Genomic DNA, 15,851 nt, shown 5'->3' on the forward strand with positions numbered 1-15,851 from the left:
GCCGGGGGGGGTGGCGCGGAGGTCCGCACGTGGCGCGCGGGACGGCCCCGGGCCGTCCCGCGCACCGGTCAGGCGTCCCTGCGGCGCAAGGCGATCCACCCGCCGACGAGGGCTGCGGCCGTCCACAGCACGAGGAGGCCGATGCCCTCCCAGGCGCCGTAGTCCCGGCCGAATTGCGGGTCGCCCGGCACCGTCAAGTGCATGACCACCATGCCGACCTGGTCCGGCAGGTACTGCGCCCACGGCCGGATCGCGTCGATGTTCCCCAGGCCCTGCGAGGACAGGAACAGGATCGGCAGCAGCACCGACAGTGCGACCACCATGCTGCGGATCATCACCGCGAGCCCCGCCGCGAACAGGCTCAGCAGCGTCAGGTGGATCCAGCCGCCCAGGAGCGCCTCGATCGTCTCCCACTCGCCGATCGGCACCGCGTCGTCGCCGAGCCGCGACTGCGCCGTGAAGAACGTCGCCAGCTCCACCACGACCGCGACCGCCGCGACCACCAGGCCCGTCACGATCATCTTCGCCGCGTAGAACCGGCCCCGCGAGGGCACCGCCGCGAGCGAGACGCGGATCGTCCCCGTCGAGTACTCCGAGCCGACGAACTGCACCGCGAACGTGATGAGCAGGAGCTGACCCAGCAGCAGGCTGAAGAACCCGGCCGCCAGCGGATCCTGCTCCCGTGTCGAGTCCGCGAAGCTCCCGGCCACCAGCCAGCCGAGCCCGACCCCGACCACCGCGAACGCGCCCAGCATGATCGGCGTCGACCGCACCGACCGGACCTTCACCCATTCGGCCGCCGCCGCGGCCCCGAGCGCGCTCACCGCTCCCCTCCCGCCCGGTACTGGACCGATTCGCTGGTCAACCGCATGAACGCCTCCTCGAGGTTCGAACCGGAATGGGCCGCCACGAACTCCCCGGTCGGCAGGTCCGCGAGCAGCCGGCCGCGGCCGATCACGACCAGATGCGAAGCCGTCACCGCCATCTCGGCCATGAGGTGGCTCGACACGAGTACGGTCCGGCCCTCGCCCGCGAGTCGCTTGGCGAGGTTCCGGATCCAGATCACCCCCTCCGGGTCGAGCCCGTTCACCGGCTCGTCGAGGATGAGCACCCCAGGGTCCCCGAGCAGCGCCGCGGCGATCCCGAGTCGCTGCTTCATGCCGAGCGAGTACGCCCGCGCGTGCTTCCCGGCCGCCTCGGTCAGCCCGGTCTCCTCCAGGACCGCCGCGACCCGCTGCCGCCCGAACCCGTTCGACCGGGCCAGCCACAGCAGATGGTCGCGGGCGCTGCGGCCCGGATGCAGGTCGGACGCCTCCAGTAGCGCCCCCACCTGCGTCAGGGGCCGCTCCAGCGACGCATACGGGCGCCCGCCGATCAGCGCCGACCCCGCCGTGGGCCGGTCCAGGCCGAGGATCATCCGGATGGTGGTGGACTTGCCCGCGCCGTTGGGGCCGAGGAAACCGGTGACGCGGCCCGGTTCCACGGTGAAAGTGAGGTCGTCGACGGCCGTGCCGCCGCGATACCGCTTGGTCAGGTTGAGGACTTCGATCACGCGGCCAACCGTAGGAATCCCGAAGGGCGCGTGGACAGTCCCCGAACGTCGCCGATGCCCGAGACGAAAGTGAACGGCCGCGCGCCCTCCCCGGTGCGTACCCTGGCCCCATGAGAGGTCTCCTCGTGCCCGTGGCGGTCGTCGTGGCCGAGTTCGCCGTCCTCGCACTGCTCCCGGCCGGACCGGTACCTGCCTCGGTGCTGGCCCTGCTCGCCGCCGCCGTCGTCATCGCCCTGTGGCAGCGGCACCGCAGATCCGAGCGCGAACGCGAAGCCGCCGTCCACCGCGAGCGCCTCCGCCTGGCCCGCGACATGCACGACCGGATCGGCCGCCGCCTCGGCCTCGCGGCGGTGCAGGCCGCCGCCCTCGAAGTCAGCGAGACCGACCCCCGGCGCCGCGCCGAGGCCCGCCGCGTCGGCGACTCCGTCCGCGCCGCCGTCGACGACCTCCACGGCCTCGTCGCCGTCCTCCGCGGCGCCGAGGACACCGGCCCCGACTTCGACGCCGGCGCCGCCGCGGCCCTCACCGCCCAGTTCGTCGAAGCCGGCGTCCCCGTCGAACTCCGCCAACGCGGCGAACCCGGCCCCTTCCCCGCTGCCGGCTCCCGCGCCGCCTACGCGGTCCTCGAAGAGGGGCTCGCGAACGCCGCCAAACACGCCCCCGGCGCCCCCATCACCGCCTCCGTGACCTGGGAGGACGACGCCCTGCTCGTCGCCGTCGAGAACCCGGTGCCCGCCTCGGCGCCCGCCGCCCTCGCGGGCGGCCACGGCCTGACCGGCCTGCGCGAACGCGTCGACGCCGCCGGCGGCCTCCTCGACCACCGCGTCGAGGACGGCCGGTTCCGCTTGAGCGCCATGCTGCCCCGAACCGCGCCGCCCCGGGTCGCGCCGCGCGTGCGCGCCGCCGCGTACGCGACCCTGGTGGTCCTGCTCATCCTGGTCCCGCTCAGCTCGGTCGCGGGGGTCCGATGACGACGGTCCTCGTGGCCGACGACGAGCCGCTCGTCGTCGAAGGAGTCCGCACGGTCCTGGAGGCCGCCGGGTTCACGGTCGCCGCCACCGCCCACGACGGCCGCACGGCGCTGGCCGCGGCCGAGCGGCACCGGCCCGACGTGGCGCTCCTGGACCTGCACATGCCCGGCCTCGGGGGGCTCGCGGTGGCCGAGCGCCTGGCGGCGACCGCGCCCGCGACGCGGGCGCTGGTGCTCACCTCATTCGGCGACCAGGAGAACGTCCTCGCGGCGGTGGAGCGCGGCGCGGCGGGGTTCGTGCTGAAGTCGTGCGCCCCGGAGGAGCTGGTGGCCGCGGTGCGCGCGGTGGCCGCGGGCGAGGCGTACCTGTCGCCGGCGGTGACCCGGATGGTCCTGGGCCTCGTCGCCCCCGAGTCGGCCCCGCGCCGAAGAGACGCCGCGGAGCGCGTCGCGCGGCTCGCCGCGCGTGAACGCGAGGTCCTCGACCTGGTGGCCGAGGGTCTGGCGAACGCCGAGATCGCGGCCCGGGTCCACATGAGCGAGGCGACGGTGAAGACCTATGTCAGCCGCATCCTGGCGAAACTCGAGTGCGCGAACCGGGTCCAGGCAGCACTGCTCGCCCGAGACGCGAGCGGGTGAACACGGCACCCGGGCGCCACGGAGTGCGTGCGACACGAGCTGCTGAACGCCAGCGTCAGCGCCGGCGGCGGGAGCGCCGCAGCGGTTGTCCACAGGTCGCGAATCGGCCCTCGGCAACAAGGAGCCGCTGTGCGACGGTGGAGGGATGCGACAGTCGAATGCGGAGCGAAGTTATCCACAGGCCGGAAAAGGGTTCTTGGCAGACCCGGCCGGACCTGTGATTGTTGGTAGAGAAAAAACGTCTGCTCCGCCGGTGGTGGTGGAAGTGCGGAGTGGCGGACCGGTCCTGGCGGGACTGGCGGCGAATGTGGGAAACCCCGGGGGCCGCCCCCGAAGACCGCGCGGGAGTGCACTCCCGCGCGGCTCCTGCCAAGACACCTCGCGAGAAACACCGCGGGCGTCCGTCGAGAGACGGACGCCCGCGGCTCCACTCAGGATGCGCGCCAATACGACTCACCGGCCGGAACACCAATCCGACCCGACCGATCACGCCAGAGGCGCGCGAACCGGACTCGGCCTACCTGTCGACGGTGACGCTTGACAGAAACCAGTCCACTCGGATCCGAGCGATTACCAGCTACTCGGAACCGGCGCGCCTTCGGTGTAGCCCGCGGCTGACTGGACGCCGACGGCGGCCCGCTCGTGGAACTCCTCGAGGTTCGTCGCGCCCGCATAGGTCGCGGCGGAGCGGATGCCGGCCACGATCGAGTCGAGCAGGTCCTCCACACCGGGCCGCTGCGGGTCGAGGTACATGCGGCCGGTGGAGATGCCTTCTTCGAACAGGGCCTTGCGGGCCTGGTCGAAGGAGGTCTCGCCGGCGCTGCGGGCCTTGACGGCGCGGGCCGAGGCCATGCCGAAGGACTCCTTGTAGGGCTTGCCGTTCGCGTCGTAGTGCATGTCGCCGGGCGACTCGTGGGTGCCGGCGAACCAGGAGCCGATCATGACGTTCGAGGCGCCGGCGGCGAGGGCGAGCGCGACGTCGCGGGGGTGGCGGACGCCGCCGTCGGCCCAGACGTGGCGGCCGAGGCGCCGGGCGGTCGCGGCGCATTCGAGGACCGCGGAGAACTGGGGCCGGCCGACGCCGGTCATCATCCGGGTGGTGCACATGGCGCCGGGGCCGACGCCGACCTTGACGATGTCGGCGCCCGCGTTGATCAGGTCCATCGTGCCCTCGGCGGTGACGACGTTCCCGGCCGCGACGGGCAGGCCCGGGGCGGCGTCGCGGACGAGTTTCAGGGCGTCGAGCATCTTCTCCTGGTGGCCGTGTGCGGTGTCGACCACGATGACGTCCGCGCCGGCTTCGACGAGTGCCGTGGCCTTGCCGGTGACGTCGCCGTTGATGCCGATGGCGACCGCGACGCGGAGCTTCCCGTCGGCGTCGGTGTTCGGCCGGTAGATCGTGTTGCGGAGGGCGCCGGCGCGGGTGATCACGCCGTGGAGGCGGCCGTCGGTGTCGAGGACGGGCGCGAGCTTCACGTTCGCCTCTTCGAGGATCCGGAACGCCTCGGCTTCGGTGGTCCCGATCGGCAGGGTGACGAGCCGGTCGGAGGCGACCTGTTCGAGCTGGGTGAACCGGTCGACGCCGCGGCAGTCGGCCTCGGTGACCACGCCGAGGGGGCGGCGCTCGGAGTCGATGACGATGACCGCGCTGTGCGCGCGCTTGGGGAACAGCGCGATCGCCTCGGCGACCGTCGCGGTCGGCGGGAGGGTCAGGGCGGCGTCGCAGTCGAGGGGGCGGGATTTCACGCGCGCGATGACGTCGGCGACGACGTCGACGGGGATGTCCTGGGGGATCACGGCCAGGGCGCCGCGGCGGGCGAGGGTCTCGGCCATGCGCCGGCCCGAGACCGCGGTCATGTTCGCCGCGATGATCGGGATCGAGTTCCCGGTGCCGTCGGTCGTCGACAGGTCGACGTCGAGGCGCGAGGCCACGTTCGACCGGTTGGGGACCATGAACACGTCCGAGTAGGTGAGCTCGTAGTCAGGAGTTCCGTCGATGAAGCGCATGGCAAGGCCCCCTGTAGGGAGTGGTTCGGGTCGGGCGGCGATCCTCCGCCGCCGGGAACCCTAACCCGGTTTCGGTCGTCGGCAGCAGTGCTTGTGGTGCTACGCACAGCAACATCAATTGTCCCTCGCCGGCGTGGCGGCTGTAAGTCTGAGACCCGACAGATCCGTTACGGCTTCCCGTCAGTCCGAGATCTGGCAGATCGGCGCCCCGGCTGCTACGACGTCGCCGATCGCGACTTCGAGGCCGGAGACCGTGCCCGACTTGTGGGCCTCGATCGGCTGCTCCATCTTCATGGCCTCGAGGACCACGATCGTGTCGCCCTTGACCACGGACTGGCCGTCGGCGACGGCGACCTTCACGATGGTGCCCTGCATCGGCGAGGGCAGGCCGTCGCCGCCGATCGCCGGGCCCGAGTCGGCCCGCTTCTTCGCGGCGCGCTTCTTCGGCTTGCTCGACGCGACCGGGTTGAGCAGCCCGGCCGGGATGGACACCTCGAGGCGCTTCCCGCCGACCTCGACGACGAGGCTCGTCCGCTCCTCGGACTCGCCGGCGGCCGCGCTCGCGTCGAACGGTTCGAGCGTGCTGTCCCATTCGGTCTCGATCCAGCGCGTGTGGACGGTGAAGTCCTCGGCGAACGCCGGGTCCTCGACCACGAGGCGGTGGAACGGGAGGACGGTGGCGATGCCCTCGACCTCCATCTCGGCGAGAGCCCGCGCGGAGCGGCGCAGGGCCTCCTCACGGGTGGCGCCGGTGACGATGACCTTGGCCAGCAGCGAGTCGAAGTTCCCGTCGATGACGGATCCCTCGACGATGCCGGTGTCGACGCGCACGCCCGGCCCGGCGGGGAGGCGCAGCTTGGTGACGGTGCCGGGGGCGGGCAGGAACCCGCGGCCGGGGTCTTCGCCGTTGATGCGGAACTCGATGGAGTGGCCGCGCGGCTCGGGGTCCTCCAGGAGCGGGACCTTCTCGCCGGAGGCGATGCGGAACTGCTCGCGCACGAGGTCGAGGCCGCTGGTCTCCTCGGAGACAGGGTGCTCGACCTGGAGCCGGGTGTTGACCTCGAGGAAGGAGATGGTGCCGTCGACGGCGACGAGGAACTCGACCGTCCCGGCGCCGTGGTATTCGGCCTCTTTGCAGATGGCCTTGGCGGCGTTGTGGATCACGGCGCGCTGCTCGTCGGTGAGGAACGGCGCGGGCGCCTCTTCGACGAGTTTCTGGTGGCGGCGCTGGAGCGAGCAGTCGCGGGTGCCGACGACGATGACGTTGCCGTGCGTGTCGGCGAGGACCTGGGCTTCGACGTGGCGGGGCCGGTCGAGGTAGCGCTCGACGAAGCATTCGCCGCGCCCGAACGCGGCCTCGGCCTCGCGGACCGCGGACTCGTACAGGTCCGGGATCTCCTCGCGGGTGCGGGCGACCTTGAGGCCGCGCCCGCCGCCGCCGAAGGCGGCCTTGATCGCGACGGGCAGCCCGTGCTCGTCGGCGAACGCGAGGATCTCGGTGGCGTCCTTCACCGGGTCCTTGGTGCCGGGGACGAGCGGCACGTCGGCCTTCATGGCGAGGTGGCGCGCGGTGACCTTGTCGCCGAGGTCCCTGATGGACTGCGGGGTCGGGCCGATCCAGGTCAGCCCGGCGTCGATGACGGCCTGGGCGAACTCGGCGTTCTCGGAGAGGAACCCGTACCCGGGGTGCACGGCGTCCGCTTCGGACCGCTCGGCGACCCGCAGCAGCTTGTCGATCCGCAGGTAGGTGTCGGCGGCCGTGAGGCCGTCGAGGGCGAACGCTTCGTCAGCCAGGAGCGTGTGGGGGGCATCGCGGTCGCCGTCGGCGTAGACGGCGACGGACGCGAAGCCGGCGTCACGGCAGGCCCGGATGACTCTCACTGCGATCTCGCCGCGGTTGGCGATCAAAACCTTGCGCACGTCCCGCAGTGTAATGGCCGGACATCTGAGACCGGGGCGACGGCGACGCACAGTGGCCGGAAGAACTGGTATGAACCGGACGATATTTAGTGGGTCTCCACAACAAGCATTGTGTATTTTTTAGCGTGATTCCCTGAACGATCGTTTGAGTGGCGCGGGTCCGGGGCGGCCGGGCCGCGCCCCGTCACGAGTCCTCGAACACCGACTGCCACATTGCGGCCTCTTCGGCGAACTTCTCGCTGCGGATCGCTTCGCGCCAGTGCGCGGCCTGCTCCGGGTCGGGGTCGGGGCCGATCTCGAGGTCGCCGGACTCGATGCGCCCGGCCGTGTCCTCGCACCACTCGGCGTCCGAGTTCCACAGGTCGGTCTGGCGCTTGAGGAGTGCCCGCACGTGCGCGGGGAGGAACGCCGACTCCCGGTCCTCGGCGGTCTCGGGCGAGGTCGCGGCGAGGATGACGGTCACCGATTCGATGCGGTGGTAGAGGGTCTCGGCGCGCTGGCGCAGCAGGGCGATGTTCTCGGCGCGGGTGAGGACGGTCGCGAAGGACCAGGCGGTGTGGAAGGGGTCGTCGCCGCCGCTGACCTCCCACAGCTTCTCGCGCAGCGTGCGCTGGAACTCGGCCTCGCCGTGGGCGGTGATGCGGTAGGTGGTGCGCGCGGGGCGGGCGTCGACGGACTCGGTGCCGGCGACTTCGAGGCTGCCGTCGGCGGTGAGCCGTTTCAGCGCGTGGTAGATCGAGCCGGCGCCGATCTCGGAGATGCCCGGCATCCGCCACGAGTCGAGCTCCCGGCGGACCAGGTAGCCGTGGACGGGGCCGAGCCATCTGACCAGGCCGAGGACGAGCAGGCGGGTACTCCACATACCGGCAATATTATACCGTTGACTAATCTCGCGGATGGACTGATACCTGGTTGTGCCGTACACGACGCGGCCTATATAGTCAAACTTGAACAAGGAACCACGTTCATCGGATCCACCCACCCGTGAGGTACCCATGCTCATCGAGACCAGGGGGCTGAAGAAGACCTTCAAGTCCCGCGGCAAGGAGGTCGAGGCCGTGCGCGGCGTCGACCTCGCCGTCAAGGAAGGGGAGGTCTTCGGCCTCCTCGGCCCGAACGGCGCCGGCAAGACCACGACGATGCGGATGCTGTCCACCCTCATCGAGCCCACCGAGGGCCACGCGGTCGTCTGCGGCCACGACCTGGCCCGCGCCGCCGGCAGGGTCCGCCGCGACATCGGCTACGTCGGCCAGGCCGGCGGCACCTGGGGCGAGGTCACCGCCCGCGAAGAGCTCGTCATGCAGGGCCGGCTCTACGGCATGTCGAAGAAGCGCGCGCAGGCGCGGGCCGCCGAGGTCCTGGAGTCCTTCCAGCTCGGCGAGTACGCCGACCGCAACGTCAAGACCTACTCGGGCGGCCAGAAGCGCCGCCTCGACATCGCGCTCGGCATCATGCACGAGCCGAAGCTCCTGTTCCTGGACGAGCCGACCACGGGCCTCGACCCGCAGTCGCGCGCCCACATGTGGGACGAGGTGCGGGGCCTGCGCGAGCGCGGGACCGCGATCTTCCTGACCACCCACTACCTCGACGAGGCCGACGCCCTGTGCGACCGGCTCGCGATCATCGACCACGGCGAGATCGTCGCCGAGGGCACCCCGAACGAGCTGAAGAAGGAGGTCGCCGGGGACGTCGTCGCCGTCGGCGTCCCCGAGCGCGCCTCCGAGGCCCGGGACCTGTTCGCCGCCAAGGACTTCGTGCGCGAGGTCGAGGCGGGTGAGCCGGACCCGGCGACCGGGATCGCGGTCCTGCGCCTGTACGTCGACGACGGCGCCTCGGCGCTCCCCGAGCTGCTCCGCGCCCTCGACGCCGCGGACCTCTCCCCGGCATCCATCGAGCTGCACCGGCCGAGCCTCGACGACGTCTTCCTGAAGCAGACCGGCCGGTCCCTGCGAGAGGAGAAGTAGCGGTGAAGATCGTCCGCGACACGTGGCTCGTCTACTCCCGGGCCATGAAGCTCAACCTGAAGCAGCCGGTCTGGCTCATCGTCATGCTGGTCCAGCCGATCTACTTCCTGTTCCTGTTCGCGCCGCTCCTGGACCCGATGGAGGGCGCGGGCGTGCCCGGGTTCGAGAACGGCGCGATGGAGACGTTCGTGCCCGGGCTGATCATCATGATGGCGCTCTTCGGGTCCGCGTTCGTCGGCTTCGGCCTGATCGCTGAGCTGCGCCAGGGCGTCATCGAGCGGATGCGCGTCACCCCGGTGAGCCGGGTGGCGCTCATGCTCGGCCGGACCCTCTCGACGGTGACGACCACGGTGTTCCAGTCGCTCGCGCTGGTACTCCTGGCAGCCCTGACCGGGAAGCTCGACGTCTACTGGCCGGGCGTGTTCCTGATGCTCCTGATCGTCATGCTCACCGCGTTCATGCTCGCCGCCGTCTCGCTCGGCCTGGCGATCATCCTCAAGAGCGAGGACGCGATGGCGCCGACGATCAACACGCTGGTCCAGCCGATCATGCTCATCTCCGGCATCATGCTGCCGATGGCGATGGCCCCGACCTGGCTCCAGAGCGTGGCCGACTTCAACCCGTTCTACTACGCGGTCCAGGCGTCCCGCGACCTGTTCGCCGGGAACCTCGACAGCGACTTCGTGTGGCAGGCGACCGCGATCCTCGGGGTGCTGACGGTGCTGCTCGTGTGGTGGGCGACCCGCAAGTTCGCCCGAGCCGTGGCGTAGAGACCAGGGAAACCCGTATCCGGGAGGGTCCTGGCGCTTCGCGCCAGGGCCCTCCCACTGTTCGTCGCCGGGGTTCAGATCGTGGCGTGGTACTCGAGCTCGTAGGCACTGGCGTCGAGCACCATCTCGGTGACTTCGATACAGCGGTCCTCGCTGTCGAACGCCATGCGGGTGATGACGAGGACTGGTGTGCCGCCGGGGAGTTCGAGCGCATCGGTCTCGGTCGGCAGGGGCATCCGCGCCCGCAGGCGCTCGGTGAAACGGACCGGTGCATGCCCGATTTCATCGAGCCGCGCATACACGCCGCCCGGACCGGTGTCGGTGTAGACGATGGGGGTCGAGCGGACCAAGTCGAGCAGGTAGAACGAGTCGGCCAGTTGCACCAGCCGGTCATCGACGGCGAATCGGCGGGATCTGCGGAGCACCGGCGCGCCGGTGTCGATCGATAGTTCGGCGGCGACGGTCTCGCCCGCGGGCACTTCGCCGACGGTCACCTCCACCATCCGCGCCCGCTTGCCGGTGTCGGCATCCTGGATCGACTGGCCTTCGCGCCATGCGGCCAGCCGCGCGGGGAACGACCGACGAATCGGCTCGAAGGTGCGAACGAAGCTTCCCGAACCCGGTTTGGTGATGATGAAACCGGTCTGCCGCAACTGTGCGAGCACCCTGGCCGCAGTGCCGCGGTCGATGCCGAACTCATTGCCGATCGCGGTCGCGCTCGGGAGGCGCTGGCCAGGAGAGTAGGTGCCATCCAGGATTCGCCGGCGCAGCGCTTCAGCGGCTGTCGCCGCTGCGGAGCCCTGCTTGCCTTGCATGTCGATCGCACCTCCTCGCCTGATGACGCCTCAGCCTACCCAGAGGGTGATGGGGCTCGGGCGAGAGTCTCTCATTTCGATGGCATCAATCTTGACTGATGCCATCGGTTGTGATTTACTCGTGACAGCTTTACTCCGGGTCGCCGATTCGCGGTGCTCACTCGCAGTCCGCCTGCCTTGGTGGGGGCAGGCGGATGCCGCCGGTGATCCACGCTCGCCCCGAGGGTGAACCTCGGGGCGAGCGGAACTCGAACTCAATAGGGCCGCACACAGACAGCGGCCCGCCGGGAAAGCTTGGAACCTAGACCGGCGGGCCGCGTACACCAGGAGAAGAGCATTCTCATGGCGCTGACCAGCCTATCGCGCGATGCTGTACCCGCATGGGCCAAGATCGACCTGCAACTGCACCAGCCGTACCGAACCTGGTTCGGTTTCGGCCGCCTCCGCTGCGACTGGTGCGGTGAACGCTGGGGCAGGCACGGTTGCCACTTCCGCGGGTCGGCCGCCCGCCACTTCATCGCAACCGCCACCGTTCCCCAGCGCGAGGCAGCGCTGCTGTCAGGCGATATCAATCCCGAAGACCTGCGCCTGCATCGCCGGTACCGCCCCACCGGAGCACACCGGCGCAGGCCGAGCCCTTGGCCTGCTCCTGCATTGGGCGTTCAAGCGGCAAGATGAACATGGCTGACGACTGGTACTTGCTCGGCGAGTTCACCCGTGACATCGGCTTGGGCGACACCATCCGGTTCCTGGTGGAAAGGAACATCGAAGATCCGGCTCTGCATGGCATCAGCTGCGATGAAGGCACAGGGCTCGGTCCCCGCCCTGTCGCCGTCTTCACCGAGCCCGAAACCTGTCCCACAGTGTGGCGTCCCACCTGGGACGGCGATCCGATGAGCCCCGGCATCGAAGTCGACGCCAGGGACCTTGCACGCCGCGATTGGCGGGGGTCTGCTTCCTTGAAGCAATGTGGATGATCCAAAACGCCAGCTCAGGGACCCCGGAGTGTACGGAAGTGCACTTCCCGGAACTGTACTTCCGAAAGATCGGCCGAGGTGAGGCCCAAACGGAACCGCCGCGGACCGATCCGGTCCGCGGCGGCTTCTCTTTGCGTCTTACAGGGTCTCGACGCCGTCGACGCCCCGCAGCGCGCCCCGCGTGTCGAGCACCGGCACTCCGGCCGGGAGCGCGTCCGGCTTGTACTCGGCGTGGTTGGTGAGCAGGACGATGAGGTCGGCCTTGGCGGTGGCGAGGTCGGCGACCCGCTCGACCTCGTGCCCGGCGACGTTCCAGGTCGTCACGTGCGGGTCGTGGTAGGCGAGTTCGGCGCCGGCCTCGATGAGCTTGCGGCCCACCGGGGTCGAGGGCGACTCGCGCTGGTCGGCGATGTCGGGCTTGTAGGTGACGCCCAGCAGCAGGACTCGGGCGCGCGAGAGCGCGATGCCGCTCCCGTTGAGCTTGGCCATGGCCCGGTTGACCACGTACTCGGGCATCCGGTTGTTGATCTCCTGCGCCAGCTCCACGAACCGGAACGGGTAGCCGAGGGTGCGGACCTTGTACGACAGGTAGTTCGGGTCGATCGGGATGCAGTGCCCGCCGACGCCGGGGCCGGGGTAGAACGCCTGGTACCCGAACGGCTTGGTCTTCGCGAGGCCGATCGCGTCCCACAGGTCGACCCCGAGTTCGCGGCAGAACACGGCCATCTCGTTCACGAGCGCGATGTTGACGTGCCGGTACGTGTTCTCCAGCAGCTTCGCCATCTCGGCCTCGCGGGGGCCCTTGGCCTCGACGATGGTGTCGATGAACCGCGAGTAGAGCGCCTTCGCGGCGGCGGTGCACTCGGGGGTGAGGCCGCCGACGACCTTGGGGGTGTTGACGATCCCGTAGACCGGGTTGCCCGGGTCGACCCGTTCGGGGGAGAACGCGAGGCAGAAGTCGACGCCCGGCTCGAGGCCGGACTCCTCCTGCAGGATCGGGGCGACGACCTCTTCGGTGGTGCCCGGGTAGGTGGTGGACTCCAGGACGACGAGCGCGCCCCGCTGGAGGTGCTTCCCGGCGGCGCGGGAGGCGCCGATGACGGCCGCCAGGTCGGGGCCGCCGGCCTCGCCGAGCGGGGTCGGGACGCAGATGACGATGGCCTTCGCGCGCGCCTGGACCGACGCGTCGGTGGTCGCGGTGTACCCCTGGGCGAGCATCTCGGCGAGCTCGGCGTCGGAGATGTCGTCGATGTGGCTCGTGCCCGCGTTGAGCGCGTCGACCACGGACTGGGTGCGGTCGAGGCCGACCACGGTGAGGCCCTTGGCGGTCGCGGCCTGGGCCAGTGGCAGGCCGACGTAGCCCTGCCCGACCACGACCAGGTCGACCGGGGTCCCGGCGCGTCCTTCAGATGCCATGTCGTTAGCAGACACAGTGGAGTCCTTTGCGATTCGGCTGGTTGGGCTCGGGGGCGTGAACCGAGATTAGCAACGGCAACGCCCAGGGGTTTCACCAGGGCAAACGTAAATCTATGTTGGCTGCTTGTTCACGTATTGGTCATTTAATGTGAAGGAAATTGTTCGACCGCCGATCTGTTCACCGACTGCTCAGCGAAAATTCACCATTCCGTCCGGTGGTTCGAGCAGCGCCTGGCATTCCGCACACGCTCGAGGAAATTCGCCGTTCACATGCGTATTCGCATACGACGCGCCGGGGCGCCCATCCCATTGCGGGGCGGAGTGCGGGGCGCTCATAGGGCTACCATCAGTGCATGCCGTCGTTGAGCATTGTCATCCCCGTCTATGAGGCCGAGGCGTACCTCGCCGGGTGCCTCCGGACGATCGTCGGCGGGGGCGACCGGCTCGAGGTCGTCGTGGTCGACGACTGCTCCCCGGACGGCTCCCGCGCCGTCGCCGAGCGGTTCGCCGCCGAGGACCCCCGCATCCGGGTCGTCTCGACACCGGAGAACGCCGGCTCGGGCCCGGCCCGGAACTTCGGCCTCACGCAGGCCACCGGCGACTACGTGTGGTTCGTGGACGGCGACGACGAGCTCAAGCCCGGCGCCGTCGAGCGCGTCCTCGCCGCCGTCGAAGGACCGAACCGCCCCGACGTGGTGCTCGTCCAGCACGAGAAGGTCCGCGACACCGGCGCCGTCGAGATCGGCGAGCTCGCCGACCTCGCCGCCCGGAGTCCCGCCGACCCGGCCGGGTTCACGCTCGCCGAGTGGCCCCGCATCGTCGACTACACCCACACCCCCTGGACCAAGGTCTCCCGCCGCGAGTTCCTCACCGGCATCGACCTCGGCTTCCCCGCGGGCTGGTACACCGACATCCCCTGGACGTACGGGCTGCTGCGCCGCGCCGAGCGGATCGCCGTGGTCACCGAATGCTGCTACCAGTGGCGCCAGCGCGCGGGGTCCTCGATCACGCGGACCCGCGACGACCGCCACTTCGACGTGTTCACGCAGTGGCAGCGGGTCTGGGACGACTTCGAGGACGTCGACGACCAGGGCATCCGCGTGGCCCTGTTCAACCACATGGTGTGGCACCTGCTGCTCGTCATCGGGAACACCGAGCGGGTCGACCCGAAGAAGCGCCGCGAGTTCTTCCGCCGCACGTCGGAGCTGTACCGCCGGTACCACCCGGGCCCGGACGCGTGGCGGCCCGCCGACGGAGTGACCGGGTTGAAGCAGCGGCTGCTCGCGGCTCGCGCGTATCTCGGGTACGAGGCGCTGCGGCAGGTGTACCGGCTGGCCCGGCGGGTGCGGCACAGTGAAGCGAAGGGCAGGGGCCCTGCGTCGTCAGCGGCCGAGGCCGCGTCTGACGACGCGGCGGAGCGACCCGCCGAGTCCACGGTCCCGGCCGGCACCCGCGTCGCCGGGGGCTGAGGCCGCGCCGGCCGTGAACGCGTCGATCAGCGGCCCGGCCGTGATCCGTTCGGCGCCCCAGACGTCGTCGACGGTCGTGCCGAGGTGGTGTGCGCGGGCGGCGGCGGCGGTCCGTTCGAGGCGCACGGTCCCGTGCGGCAGTACCAGTTCGACGAGTCCGAGCCGGTGCTCGTTCGCGTGCGCGACGAGGGCGGTGACGGCGTCGGGGCCGGGTCGCGCGCCGGCGGGGACGTCGATCCGGTAGGGGACGCGGCGGTCGGGTTCGGGGTGTGCGGCGAACCGGACCCGGGCCTCGCCCTTGAACGATTCCAAGAGGATGCGGGCGTCGAATGCGGGGTCGTCGAGCGGCGAGTGGCGGCCGGTCTCGGGTTCGGGCCATTCGCCGGTGAGGGTGATGCGCACATCGCGGGCGGTGCCGCCGAGGAGTGCGTCCACGCAGGACTCCGTGTCCGGTCCGGCGGCCGCGATGGTGATGTCGGCGAGGGGGGTGTCCCAGCTCCGGTTCGCCCTGGGCCGTTTGAGGTCCACTTCGGGCACGCGGTTGGCGATCTGGGGCCGGCGGTAGGCCTTGGCGAGGTCGCCGCGGGAGGCGATCTGGCGGGGGCCGAGGTGCCAGGCGGAGGAGTCGTTGTCGGGGACGAACACGGCCCCGGCCTGGTGGAGCCGGTACCCGAAGATCGTGTCGGAGCCGAGGAGGACGTCGGCGTCCATGCCTCCGGCGGCGGTGAACATGGTGCGCCGCACCGAGAACGAGGCGCCGACGAGGACTCGGAACGCCCGGTGGTCGGCGTCGCGCAGGCCGGCGGTGGCGTCGATGATCTGCTCGATCCACTGCGGCTCGGAGCGGTCGAACAGGGAGGCGGCCTTGCCGGCGCGGACGGCGTCGTGCACCGCGGCCGGGTCGAGGTCGCCGGGCTGGTAGTCCGTGAACCGCTTGTGCCCGAGGACGGCGAGGTAGTCGGCGGCGTGGTGCCAGCGCATCTGCGAGGCGACGTGGTCGTCGAAGACGAGCATGTCGGCGTCGAGCCGCAGGACGACGTCGCCGTCGCTCTGCGCGACCCCGGAGTTCGTGGCGTGCGCGGAGGCCCACCCGCCGGGGAGGGGGGCGACGATCCGGGTCGACTCGGGCCGCAGGTCGGGCAGGCGCAGCGGCGGCTCGGTGCCGTCGTCGACCACGACGGCTTCGAGGAGCCCGGACGGGTAGGTCTGGGCCGCGAGGGAGGCGAGGGTGACGTCGAGCTTGTCCTGGTGGCCGTGCGCGGGGATCACGACGCTGACGCTCAGGGTCGGCTGCAGGTCGGGGCCGGGTCGGTCGAGCGGGCCGTAGTCGTTGCGGCGGAGGACGGGCACCG

Annotated in this window: 15 protein-coding genes; 7 read left to right on the forward strand and 8 right to left on the reverse strand. The window is 70.7% G+C overall.

Going from position 1 to position 15,851, the window contains the following annotated elements; genetic code table 11:
* Nucleotides 1–68 precede the first annotated feature (68 nt).
* A complete protein-coding gene (locus tag GFD30_RS23800) occupies nt 69–824 on the reverse strand; it encodes an ABC transporter permease (RefSeq protein ID WP_153027651.1) in 756 nt (251 codons plus the stop codon).
* A complete protein-coding gene (locus GFD30_RS23805; RefSeq protein ID WP_322633560.1) occupies nt 821–1,552 on the reverse strand; it encodes an ABC transporter ATP-binding protein in 732 nt (243 codons plus the stop codon). The genes GFD30_RS23800 and GFD30_RS23805 overlap by 4 nt, the downstream gene beginning before the upstream one ends.
* Nucleotides 1,553–1,662: 110 nt before the next feature.
* Here GFD30_RS23805 and GFD30_RS23810 point away from each other — a divergent pair, with 110 nt between their 5' ends.
* Both GFD30_RS23810 and GFD30_RS23815 read left to right on the forward strand, forming a co-directional pair.
* Entirely contained in the window at nt 1,663–2,523 is an 861-nt protein-coding gene (locus GFD30_RS23810; RefSeq protein WP_153027652.1) for a sensor histidine kinase, read from the forward strand.
* Nucleotides 2,520–3,161, forward strand: a complete 642-nt coding sequence (locus GFD30_RS23815) for a response regulator (protein WP_153027653.1) — start codon at nt 2,520–2,522, stop codon at nt 3,159–3,161. Before GFD30_RS23810 ends, GFD30_RS23815 begins: the two co-directional genes overlap by 4 nt.
* A 570-nt stretch (nt 3,162–3,731) precedes the next feature.
* On the opposite strand, the gene GFD30_RS23820 is transcribed toward GFD30_RS23815, so the two are convergent.
* The 3 genes from GFD30_RS23820 to GFD30_RS23830 form a co-directional block, all read right to left on the reverse strand.
* Nucleotides 3,732–5,168 (reverse strand): GuaB1 family IMP dehydrogenase-related protein, encoded by a 1,437-nt coding sequence (locus GFD30_RS23820; RefSeq protein ID WP_153027654.1) that lies wholly within the window; start codon nt 5,166–5,168, stop codon nt 3,732–3,734.
* A 180-nt stretch (nt 5,169–5,348) separates the two neighbouring features.
* A complete protein-coding gene (locus tag GFD30_RS23825) occupies nt 5,349–7,088 on the reverse strand; it encodes an acetyl/propionyl/methylcrotonyl-CoA carboxylase subunit alpha (protein WP_322633561.1) in 1,740 nt (579 codons plus the stop codon).
* A 184-nt stretch (nt 7,089–7,272) separates the two neighbouring features.
* Nucleotides 7,273–7,950 (reverse strand): PadR family transcriptional regulator, encoded by a 678-nt coding sequence (locus GFD30_RS23830; protein WP_194202094.1) that lies wholly within the window; start codon nt 7,948–7,950, stop codon nt 7,273–7,275.
* A gap of 133 nt (nt 7,951–8,083) precedes the next feature.
* Here GFD30_RS23830 and GFD30_RS23835 point away from each other — a divergent pair, with 133 nt between their 5' ends.
* Nucleotides 8,084–9,052, forward strand: a complete 969-nt coding sequence (locus GFD30_RS23835; protein ID WP_153027656.1) for an ATP-binding cassette domain-containing protein — start codon at nt 8,084–8,086, stop codon at nt 9,050–9,052.
* Nucleotides 9,053–9,054: 2 nt separating this feature from the next.
* Nucleotides 9,055–9,822: an ABC transporter permease gene (locus GFD30_RS23840; protein ID WP_322633562.1), complete on the forward strand. Its 768-nt coding sequence runs from the start codon at nt 9,055–9,057 to the stop codon at nt 9,820–9,822.
* A 74-nt stretch (nt 9,823–9,896) separates the two neighbouring features.
* Here GFD30_RS23840 and GFD30_RS23845 read toward each other — a convergent pair whose 3' ends face one another.
* The gene (locus GFD30_RS23845) at nt 9,897–10,637 is read right to left on the reverse strand and encodes a GntR family transcriptional regulator (protein WP_153027657.1); all 741 of its coding nucleotides are present in this window, start codon (nt 10,635–10,637) and stop codon (nt 9,897–9,899) included.
* Between the two features lie 342 nt (nt 10,638–10,979).
* Between GFD30_RS23845 and GFD30_RS23850 the strand changes: the two genes are divergently transcribed.
* Nucleotides 10,980–11,315, forward strand: a complete 336-nt coding sequence (locus tag GFD30_RS23850) for a hypothetical protein (RefSeq protein ID WP_153027658.1) — start codon at nt 10,980–10,982, stop codon at nt 11,313–11,315.
* Nucleotides 11,316–11,317: 2 nt separating this feature from the next.
* Nucleotides 11,318–11,614, forward strand: coding sequence for a hypothetical protein (locus GFD30_RS23855; RefSeq protein ID WP_153027659.1), 297 nt, complete (start codon nt 11,318–11,320; stop codon nt 11,612–11,614).
* 138 nt (nt 11,615–11,752) lie between these two features.
* On the opposite strand, the gene GFD30_RS23860 is transcribed toward GFD30_RS23855, so the two are convergent.
* A complete protein-coding gene (locus tag GFD30_RS23860) occupies nt 11,753–13,030 on the reverse strand; it encodes a nucleotide sugar dehydrogenase (protein ID WP_153027660.1) in 1,278 nt (425 codons plus the stop codon).
* Between the two features lie 353 nt (nt 13,031–13,383).
* Between GFD30_RS23860 and GFD30_RS23865 the strand changes: the two genes are divergently transcribed.
* On the forward strand, nt 13,384–14,499 hold the full coding sequence (locus GFD30_RS23865; protein WP_153027661.1) for a glycosyltransferase family 2 protein: 1,116 nt from the start codon (nt 13,384–13,386) through the stop codon (nt 14,497–14,499).
* Here the strand turns inward: GFD30_RS23865 and GFD30_RS26455 are convergent.
* A complete protein-coding gene (locus tag GFD30_RS26455) occupies nt 14,413–15,849 on the reverse strand; it encodes a glycosyltransferase (RefSeq protein ID WP_194202095.1) in 1,437 nt (478 codons plus the stop codon). The two genes, GFD30_RS23865 and GFD30_RS26455, sit on opposite strands and share 87 nt — an antisense overlap.
* Between the last annotated feature and the right edge of the window lie 2 nt (nt 15,850–15,851).

Source organism: Glycomyces albidus, assembly GCF_009451885.1.
GTDB classification, from domain to species: Bacteria; Actinomycetota; Actinomycetes; order Mycobacteriales; family Micromonosporaceae; genus Glycomyces; species Glycomyces albidus.

What these genes read in the sequence shown, in the direction of transcription:
- GFD30_RS23855 (WP_153027659.1), top strand. Translation starts at nt 11,318, where the DNA reads ATGGCTGACGACTGGTACTTGCTCGGCGAGTTCACCCGTGACATCGGC.
- GFD30_RS23845 (WP_153027657.1), bottom strand. Translation starts at nt 10,637, where the DNA reads ATGCAAGGCAAGCAGGGCTCCGCAGCGGCGACAGCCGCTGAAGCGCTG.
- GFD30_RS23835 (WP_153027656.1), top strand. Translation starts at nt 8,084, where the DNA reads ATGCTCATCGAGACCAGGGGGCTGAAGAAGACCTTCAAGTCCCGCGGC.
- GFD30_RS23810 (WP_153027652.1), top strand. Translation starts at nt 1,663, where the DNA reads ATGAGAGGTCTCCTCGTGCCCGTGGCGGTCGTCGTGGCCGAGTTCGCC.
- GFD30_RS23860 (WP_153027660.1), bottom strand. Translation starts at nt 13,030, where the DNA reads ATGGCATCTGAAGGACGCGCCGGGACCCCGGTCGACCTGGTCGTGGTC.
- GFD30_RS23830 (WP_194202094.1), bottom strand. Translation starts at nt 7,950, where the DNA reads ATGTGGAGTACCCGCCTGCTCGTCCTCGGCCTGGTCAGATGGCTCGGC.
- GFD30_RS23865 (WP_153027661.1), top strand. Translation starts at nt 13,384, where the DNA reads ATGCCGTCGTTGAGCATTGTCATCCCCGTCTATGAGGCCGAGGCGTAC.
- GFD30_RS23850 (WP_153027658.1), top strand. Translation starts at nt 10,980, where the DNA reads ATGGCGCTGACCAGCCTATCGCGCGATGCTGTACCCGCATGGGCCAAG.
- GFD30_RS23820 (WP_153027654.1), bottom strand. Translation starts at nt 5,168, where the DNA reads ATGCGCTTCATCGACGGAACTCCTGACTACGAGCTCACCTACTCGGAC.
- GFD30_RS23815 (WP_153027653.1), top strand. Translation starts at nt 2,520, where the DNA reads ATGACGACGGTCCTCGTGGCCGACGACGAGCCGCTCGTCGTCGAAGGA.